Genomic DNA, 8827 nt, shown 5'->3' on the forward strand with positions numbered 1-8827 from the left:
CATCGCTACCATTTTTTTACGATACTTTAAGAAATACATCAGTGCCAAAACAACAAGCCAGATTGGGCCTAAAATCACAGCCAATCTCATATCTGGTGTCATTGCCATGATAATAAGAATGAAGCATACAAAGCTAATGGTTAAGTAATTACTCCATGGGCTAAGAATACTTTGAAACTTGGTTTGACGTTTTTGCAATTTCATTGCTTTAGTAAATTTCAAATGAGTTACTGAAATCATAAGCCAGTTAATAACAAGTGCCGCCACAACAAGCATCATAAAGAGCTGAAAAGCTTGACCAGGGATCAGGTAATTTACGACCACACATATTGCTGTGATTGATGCAGAAAGAACTGCGGCTGGAACTGGAATACCACGGCTGTTTACTTTTTTCAAAATTGCTGGAGCATTACCCTGCTCTGCTAAACCATGCAACATACGACTATTACAATAGATACAGCTGTTATAAACCGAAATAGCAGCAATTAAGACCACAAAGTTTAAAACGTTCGCAACACCATTACTGTTTAATGACTGGAAAATCATTACAAATGGACTACCCCCTTCTGCAACCATATTCCATGGGTAAAGGCATAGTAAGATCCCAATAGCACCGATGTAAAAAATTAAAATACGATAAACAATTTGGTTCACTGCTTTTGGAATAGTGGTTTCAGGTTTTTTAGTTTCAGCCGCAGCAATACCAATTAACTCTAAGCCACCAAATGCAAACATAATGACAGCTAACGCCATGACAAAACCTTGAATCCCGTGCGGGAAGAAACCACCGTGTTGCCATAGATTTGCAATGCCTGCTTGCGGACCAGCAGAACCTGTAAATAAGAGATAAGTACCGAAACCAATCATGCTTAAAATCGCAATAATCTTAATGCAGGAAAATAGGAATTCGGATTCCCCAAAAAAGCGGACATTCACCAAGTTAATGCCGTTAATTAAAATAAAGAAGAATAAAGCAGTCATCCAAGTGGGAATTTCAGGCCACCAGAACTGAATGAAGGTTCCAATTGCACTGAGTTCAGCCATGCTTACTAGTACATATAACACCCAATAGTTCCAGCCAGACATAAAACCAGCCATTTTTCCCCAATACTTATTAGCAAAATAACTAAATGAACCACTTACGGGTTCTTCAACAACCATTTCACCTAAATGACGCATAATTAAGAAAGCAATAATTCCGGCAATTGCATATCCTAATAAAATTGAAGGACCTGCCAGTTTAATCGTTTGAGAAAGACCTAAGAATAACCCTGTTCCGATCGCACCTCCGAGCGCGATGAGTTGAATATGCCGATTGGATAAGCCTTGTTTTAACTCGTGCTTATTGTTTGCATCCATAACGTTATCTCCAATGTTGGTGTCACTTCCTGTACACCTTTATTCAGCACCATATCCGAAGATCAGAAACCGACCTTCGGACATAAGTTTGCTTTAATATGAGTCCATTTAATTTTTAAGAAGAATTTTCCTATCTTCTATTTAAAACGAGCTTGCATCCTTACATTTAATAGGCTGGGAACGCTCCTTTAAAATTTCGTAACCACGATCACCGTAGTCAAAACGCGCGATGACTGAAGCAAATTTTTTCAAACTCACTGGCGCATCCATTGCCGGTAGTTTTAATTCAATAAAAGTTAGCTGATCATTTAAATGAACATTGTCTAAAACACTTCTAAGCTGTCCGGCAGTTTCTACCACATAGGTGGTATGGCCTTTTTTACCGTTAAATACCGCAGGAATTTCAGTATATTTCCAGTTTTGCACGTCGTTATAGGCTGCATTTTCACCCATAATTAAGCGCTCAATGGTATAGCCGCCATTGTTAAGCAAGAAAATGATTGGTTTTAAACCATGACGGATAATCGTAGAAAGCTCTTGTACCGTAAGCTGGAAAGAACCATCACCAATAAAGAGAATTTGACGGCGTTCAGGAGCTGCCAGCAAACTACCAAGTAAAGCCGGTAAGGTATAACCGATTGAACCCCAAAGCGGCTGAGCAATATATTTAGCTGTAGCAGGAAGTTTTAAACCAGACAAAGCTGAGTTTGAAGTTCCAACTTCACCAATAATCACATCGTCTTCTTTTAAGAAACCTGCAATGTAGTTCCAAAGTACATCTTGGCTTAGCTTTTGTTGGGCTGGAGCTTCAATTACTTTCTGTGGCTGTTTTTCAAGAAGAGGCATTGACGATTTACGTGGCGCAACTTTTTTATTTAGCTCAACAAGTAACTGCCCAATTTCAATACCCGGAAAATCCTGACCAAAAATATTTAAGCCATAAGATTTAATTTCAATATAGTTTTTAGTCGCAATTTGATGAGTAAATACAGCTGAACCGACATCTGTAAAACGTGCGCCAATACCAATTAGGCAATCAGACTGTTCAATTATATTTTTTACGTGTGGTTGGCTTGCCCCACCAACATAGGTACCGATATAACGAGGTGAGCCTTCATCCATAATATTTTTTGCAGTATTCATACCCGCAAATGGAATTGAGCATTTTTGAGATAAATCATTTAAAAGCGAAGTCACGCCAAAAACTGAAGCTTCATTATCAATAAGAAGCGCTGGGCTTTTTGCATTGTTCAAAATGTCGCAAAGTTTATTAACTACGCTGTGTAGTAAATCTGGCTCAACAGCTGGATAACTTAAATCAAGTGGGCGCTCAGACACTTCAATTTTGACGTGAGTAATGTCTCCCGCTAGCTGGATGTGTACAGGGCGGCGATCAAGGAAACACTGACGTAATACACGGTCAATCTCAAAGGCTGCATTTGCAGGTGTTAGACGAGTTTGGGCAACCGTGAACTCTTTCATACAGTTCATAATGTTGTCGTAGTTACCATCAACAAGCGTATGGTGAATTAAAGTGCCCTTTTGAACTGCATGTAAAGGTGGAATACCAGAGATATGAACAAGAGGTACATTTTCTGCATATGCACCTGCAATGCCATTAATCGCGCTTAAATCGCCTACACCATAAGTAGTTGCCAAGGCAGAAAAACCGTTAATTCGTGCATAACCATCGGCTGCATAGGCAGCATTTAACTCATTACAATTTCCAATAAATTCGAGTTCTGGATCTGCTTCAACTTGTTCGAGATATGAGAGGTTAAAATCACCAGGTACACCAAACAGATGTTGGATACCCATTTGTTTTAAACGAAGATTTAAAAAGTCACCGATTTCTATGAACATTGCTCTATATCCTTTGAGACAAATTTTTATTCCATAGAAAAATAATATTTCATCTACCTTTTAGATTTCGTGCATAATGAAAACGCATTTTAATAAAAATACATGATTTGTGTATCATAAAAGGATTTTATGCAATGGATAAGTTCGACTGGCAAATCATTCAGGCACTACAAAAGAATGGACGGCTCACCAATCAGGAAGTTGGAGATTTAATCGGTTTATCTGCTTCCCAATGTTCTAGAAGAAGACAGCTCCTTGAGCAAAAAGGCATAATTTTAGGTTACACCGCCCGCATCCAACAACAAGCGCTAGGACTAGAAGTCACGGCAATGATTCACATTAATTTAAGAACACACGAAGCAAAATCGCAGCAGGCTTTTCAAGAGCTCATTGAAGCGGAAGATAACATTCAAGATGCATTTTCGATCAGTGGCGATGCGGATTTTATTTTAAAAGTCGTTGCTGAAAACTTAGAACAGCTTTCTCAATTTGTAACCGAAAGATTGCTTTCTTATAATTTTATTGGTCACATAAAGTCTTACATTGTTCTAAAAAAAATTAAAGAACAGAATCATTTTTTGATCAAACCTAAAGGTCACGGTTACCATCACACGACTTAAGCAAATTAGTTTTTTAATAAAATAATTTAAAATAAAAAGGCGGATACTAGATCCGCCTTAAAATTAATATTTAGACTTTACTTATATGGACTGTTTGCCCAATCGTATTTTCAAGTAAACCTTCTAAACCGAACTCAGCACCTAAGCCTGACATTTTCCAGCCACCAAAAGGTGCATGAGGCAGAACTTCTGCATGTGTATTGATCCAAACAGTACCGCATTGAAGCTGAGTCGCGTAAGTTTGAGCAGCTTTAATATCAGAAGACCAGATTGAACCACCTAAACCAAATTCACTGTCATTAGCGCGAGCAATTGCATCATTGATATCGGTATATTTTAAAACAGGTAACACAGGACCAAATTGTTCTTCTTGGACCACACGACAAGAGTCAGACACTTCAGTCAAAATGGTAGGTGCAATAAAGTAGCCTTGCTCTGGTAATTGTTGTTGCCCAGAAAGTGCTTTTGCACCTTGCTCAATAGCTTCAGCAATAAGAGTTTTCACTTTATTATATTGCATTTGGTTTTGTACCGGACCAAATGTTGTAGAAGATTCCATTCCATCACCCACAACTTGAGCATTGGCAATGTCAGCTAACTTTTGGGATAAAGCCTCATATTGACTTTCATGTACATATAAACGTTTTAACGCCGCACATGTTTGGCCTGCATTTAAGAACGCCATATTAAAAATCTTAGCAGCAATTTCATCGATATTTGCATCTGGTAATACAATACCCGCGTCATTACCGCCAAGCTCTAAAGTTAAATGTTTTAACTGTTGAGCTGCACCAGCCATAATGTGCTGACCAGTTCGAGTTGAACCCGTAAACACCACTTTTTGTACATCTGGATGAGAAGATAATGCTTCGCCAATGTCACCAGCACCAACCACAATTGAAATAACGCCGGCTGGAACTTCTTGCTGAATGATTTCACATAAGCGCAAAGTCGATAGTGGCGTGTATTCAGAAGGTTTGCTAATGACAACGTTACCAGCACGCAATGCAGGCATGATATGCCAAACCGCAATCATGAGCGGCCAGTTCCAAGGGGTAATTGAAGCCACTATACCTAATGGCTGACGATGACGCTCAATACGCTTAGTTTCACTATCTTCAATCACTTCAACAGGTAAATCCATAGCAGCCGCATAGCGAGTCCAACCAATTGCTCCCTGCACTTCCATTTGCGCAAGTGCCAGTGGCTTACCTTGCTCAAGCACAACTAACTCTGCAAGCATTTCAGCATGCTTTTCAATGCCATCCGCAATCTTGTTTAAAATCGATTTACGTTCATCGTGTGAAACTTGTTGCCAAGCTTTAGATGCTTGTTTAGCAGCACTCACCGCTTGATTTACTTGCTCAACCGATGCTTTTGCGCAACGCGCGGCAGTTAGACCTGTAGCAGGGTTAATAACTTCTAGTTCACCCTGTTCACCTGAACAAGATTGACCGTTAATAATCAGTTTAAATTCATTAAGCACATTAACTTGTTGCATTTCTTCTTCCTTGTCTTAATTGTAATTACAGCCACTTACTTTTTTCAGTTAAAACGGGATTATTTAAAGTAAGTACGATATTGATATATCAATGTGACCAAAAATATTGGGGACATACCAATACAATAAGAAATTTGCATACGATAGATCATGCATAATTATTTTTGTTTTTTAAAAATATGCATGGTTTGTGCATATTTTTATTTGCTCATACACATTTTGAATAAAAGAATCTGTAATAAAAAAGCCCAGCAAGAAGCTGGGCTTTTTTTGTTAGCAACTCAATTAGTCGATTGGTGGTACATAGTTACCAGAAGCAATTGCATCTTTAATGCGGTCAGCTTCAGCCAATACTTGACCTAAAAGGTTTTTAACGTTTTCAAATGTCACAACAGGGCTTAATGTTGTCATTTTCAATGACTGTACATTACCAACTTTTGTTACACCGATATTTGCTTCACCACGTGCAAACAATTCGTCCGCTACGTTTTGGTTTAAGCTATCGATTAACTCAACTGGATAACCTTGTGGAACAACACGGAATAATACTGAAGCAAATTGTGGTTCAACTAAAAGCTCTAAACCTGTCGTTGCTTTGATGTAATCTGCAACTTCACGAGTAAGTTTTACACCATGGTCAATCATTGAACCGTAGAGGTTTTCACCAAGTGATTCAATTGTCATCCACAATTTCAATGCATCAAAACGGCGAGTCGTTTGTAATGACTTAGAAACAAGGTTTGGTACACCGTGTTCTTCATCATAAGCAGAGTTCAAGTATTCAGCTTCGTAGTGCATGAAACGATAGTTCGCTTCGTCTTTTAACAAGAACGCGCCACAGCTAATGCTTTGGAAATAATGCTTATGGAAGTCGAGGGTAATTGAGTCAGACAACTCAATACCATCAAGCATTGCACGGTAGTCATTTGACAGAATTAACGCTCCGCCCCATGCCGCATCGATATGCATCCATGAACCATATTTCGTTGTGATTTCACGAATTTTCTTCAATGGGTCAATTGCACCAGCATCAGTTGTACCAGCTGTCGCAACAACACAAGCAACCACTTTGCCTTCTGATTGCAAATGCGCCATCGTTTTTTCGAGAGCATCTACATCCATCTGTGCATTTTCATTCACAGGAACAGTCACAACTGACTGGAAGCCCATGCCCATCATTGCCATGTTCTTTTGCACAGAGAAATGCGCATTTTCAGAACAAATAACTTTGACGTTTTTCATTGCTTCAGCTGGAATACCATCACGCTGTACAGACCACGGATTACCGTTTTCGTCTTTCCAGTTTTTCGAAATGCACCAGTCACGAGCAAGTAACACACCCATTAAGTTAGATTGAGTACCGCCAGAGGTGAACACACCTGCCTGACCAGAACCATAACCAACTTTTTGGCGCAACCAATCAATGAGCTGAACTTCCATTAATGAACCGGCTGGGCTTTGATCCCATGAGTCCATAGACTGGTTAGTTGCATTGATTAACACTTCCGCAATCTGGCTCATCACCATGGTTGGGCAGTGTAAATGTGCTAATGAATGTGGATGATGTACTTTTAAGCTTTTATTTAAGAAAAGCTCAATCATACGTTGAAGTGATTCTTGTACACCCATACCTTCTTTTGAAGGCTGGAAAGAAATTGCTGAACGCAACTCTTTAATGCTACCGCCTGTGTACATCTTTTCATTTTGCAACCATGCTGAAACGGCTTTTACCGCTTCGCCCATTGCTGACTCATAGTCAGCAATGGATTGTGCATCATTGCAGAGTAACGCTTTACGATGTTCTGCAAAATCCACCATATTTATGCGCCTCGTACTGCAACCAATGCTTCTGCAATTGCTTTTTTAAAGCGAGCAATTACCTCAACACACTCTTCTTGAGTGATGATAAGCGGACAAAGTAAACGAATTACAGTGCCGTTACGACCACCTTTTTCAAGCAATAATTTATTGTTGAAGCAAGCAGTTTGAATTGCAGCAGCTAATTGAGAGTCTGCAGGAAGTGAACCGATACGGTCAGCTTGTTTACGCTCGTCAACAATCTCAACACCGATCATCAAACCACGACCACGTACGTTACCGATACATGGGAATTCTTGAGCTAATTTTTTAAATTCAGCTTGTAGATAATCACCACGTTCTTGCGCATTTTGAGCAAGATTTTGTTCAGTAATCGTTTTTAATACAACAAGGCCTGTACCCATAGCAAGTTGGTTACCACGAAAAGTACCCGTGTGACCTGCAGGTTGCCAAGCATCAAATTTACGTTTAATACCTAATACTGCAAGTGGTAAACCACCACCTACTGCTTTAGACATTACAACAACATCAGGTTCAATACCGGCATGTTCAAATGCAAACATTTTGCCTGAACGTGCAAAGCCAGCTTGAACTTCATCTAAGATTAAAACGATGTTGTGCTTTTCAGTCACTTCACGGATTTTTTGCAACCATTTTACTGGAGCTGTAACTACGCCACCTTCACCTTGAATCGCTTCAAGAATAACAGCAGCCGGTTTTGTTACACCGCTTTCAACATCTTCGATAAAGTTTTCAAAGAAGTAAGTTAAAGCATCAACACCAGCTTCACCACCCAAACCAAGTGGGCAGCGGTATTCATGCGGATATGGCATGAATTGTACACCTGGCATTAAACCGTTAACTGCATTTTTTGCACTTAAGTTACCAGTCATAGCAAGTGCACCATGGGTCATACCATGATAACCGCCAGAGAAACTGATCACTGAACTACGGCCAGTGTAAGTCTTAGCAAGTTTAATTGCTGCTTCAGTTGCGTCTGCACCTGCAGGACCACAGAACTGCAAGCAGTATTCTTCTTTACCACCAGGTAAATATGCTAACAATGCTTCAGTGAATGCATCTTTTAAAGGTGTGGTTAAGTCTAAAGTATGCAATGGCAAACCACTTGCCAACGTATCTTGAATACTTTGAATCACCGCAGGATGATTATGACCTAAAGCCAATGTACCTGCCCCAGCTAAACAATCAAGGTACTCTGTACCTTCAACATCAGTAACCCAGCATCCTTGTGCTTTCGCTATCGCTAACGGTAATTTACGTGGATAGCTACGAACATTTGATTCCATTTGACTTTGGCGAGTCAAATAATATTCGTTAGTAGCATTAGTGGCAGGGTTAACGGAAGTAACGCTCATATCGGATTACCATCTCTGATAGGGGTAGAAAGAAATAAGTCTGGTGACTTTTGGTCCTTTGACTCGGTGCTTTATAGAACTAGTAAAGACACTTATTTTATATCTTGTAACTAGGAGCGCGATGATACCTAATTTTACAAGAAAAAAAACGTCTTTTATGTACTTTACTCATCTAATCTTATTGAAAAAATGTATCATCCCAATAGTTAAGATGAATTATCATCATACTATGTGACAACCTAAAGAAAATATTCTTTTTTTATATTACTTTGATTTTTTAAGTTACATTG

Annotated in this window: 6 protein-coding genes; 1 reads left to right on the forward strand and 5 read right to left on the reverse strand. The window is 39.3% G+C overall.

Features of this window, described 5'->3' with window-relative positions; genetic code table 11:
- Together NL42_RS14435 and NL42_RS14440 are read right to left on the reverse strand one after the other, a co-directional pair.
- Nucleotides 1-1359, reverse strand: a 1359-nt coding sequence (locus NL42_RS14435; protein WP_461313262.1) for an amino acid permease, incomplete at its 3' end; no start/stop codon positions are given.
- Nucleotides 1360-1500: 141 nt separating this feature from the next.
- A complete protein-coding gene (locus NL42_RS14440) occupies nt 1501-3222 on the reverse strand; it encodes an alpha-keto acid decarboxylase family protein (RefSeq protein ID WP_461313263.1) in 1722 nt (573 codons plus the stop codon).
- 134 nt (nt 3223-3356) lie between these two features.
- Between NL42_RS14440 and NL42_RS14445 the strand changes: the two genes are divergently transcribed.
- Nucleotides 3357-3842 carry an Lrp/AsnC family transcriptional regulator gene (locus NL42_RS14445; RefSeq protein WP_004643588.1) on the forward strand — a complete coding sequence of 162 codons (486 nt, stop codon included), beginning with the start codon at nt 3357-3359 and terminating at the stop codon, nt 3840-3842.
- A gap of 70 nt (nt 3843-3912) precedes the next feature.
- Here NL42_RS14445 and NL42_RS14450 read toward each other — a convergent pair whose 3' ends face one another.
- The 3 genes from NL42_RS14450 to NL42_RS14460 form a co-directional block, all read right to left on the reverse strand.
- Nucleotides 3913-5343, reverse strand: a complete 1431-nt coding sequence (locus NL42_RS14450; protein ID WP_461313264.1) for an aldehyde dehydrogenase family protein — start codon at nt 5341-5343, stop codon at nt 3913-3915.
- A gap of 285 nt (nt 5344-5628) precedes the next feature.
- Nucleotides 5629-7161 (reverse strand): pyridoxal phosphate-dependent decarboxylase family protein, encoded by a 1533-nt coding sequence (locus tag NL42_RS14455; RefSeq protein WP_461313265.1) that lies wholly within the window; start codon nt 7159-7161, stop codon nt 5629-5631.
- Nucleotides 7162-7163: 2 nt separating this feature from the next.
- Nucleotides 7164-8537 (reverse strand): diaminobutyrate--2-oxoglutarate transaminase, encoded by a 1374-nt coding sequence (locus tag NL42_RS14460; protein WP_016137437.1) that lies wholly within the window; start codon nt 8535-8537, stop codon nt 7164-7166.
- Between the last annotated feature and the right edge of the window lie 290 nt (nt 8538-8827).

It is taken from the genome of Acinetobacter sp. GN11 (assembly GCF_054823985.1).

Bases quoted from the DNA above. Each gene is read 5' to 3' on its own strand.
- NL42_RS14440 (WP_461313263.1), bottom strand. From the start codon at position 3,222: ATGTTCATAGAAATCGGTGACTTTTTAAATCTTCGTTTAAAACAAATG.
- NL42_RS14460 (WP_016137437.1), bottom strand. From the start codon at position 8,537: ATGAGCGTTACTTCCGTTAACCCTGCCACTAATGCTACTAACGAATAT.
- NL42_RS14450 (WP_461313264.1), bottom strand. From the start codon at position 5,343: ATGCAACAAGTTAATGTGCTTAATGAATTTAAACTGATTATTAACGGT.
- NL42_RS14455 (WP_461313265.1), bottom strand. From the start codon at position 7,161: ATGGTGGATTTTGCAGAACATCGTAAAGCGTTACTCTGCAATGATGCA.
- NL42_RS14445 (WP_004643588.1), top strand. From the start codon at position 3,357: ATGGATAAGTTCGACTGGCAAATCATTCAGGCACTACAAAAGAATGGA.